General features: G+C 49.0%; 1 protein-coding gene. It reads left to right on the top strand.

Features of this window, described 5'->3' with window-relative positions; all coding sequences use genetic code 11:
- On the top strand, positions 1-249 hold a 249-nt coding region (locus ESB04_RS12550; protein WP_164969681.1), incomplete at both ends, for a hypothetical protein.

Raw genomic sequence — 249 nt, 5'->3', positions numbered from 1 at the left:
CGACCAGTCTGACAGGAAGTATTTCTGGCTTGTCGGGCACAAATAAATTGACAGGCGCAGGTGACTTTGTGAGTGGTGTAGCCAACTTGAGTACGAAGTTGATTTACACAGGAACAGTAGGCACAGGCACCTTTACCTTTACCCCACAGAGTGGTACAGCGGTAACGAGTGGTTCGGTACAGATTAATGCAGGAGCAGCTACGCGATTGGTGATTACAGGAACTGGAACACAAACAGCTGGGGTATCTC

It is taken from the genome of Aquirufa rosea (assembly GCF_004118285.1).
GTDB lineage: Bacteria > Bacteroidota > Bacteroidia > Cytophagales > Spirosomataceae > Aquirufa > Aquirufa rosea.
This window is presented reverse-complemented; position numbering and strand designations above follow the sequence as displayed.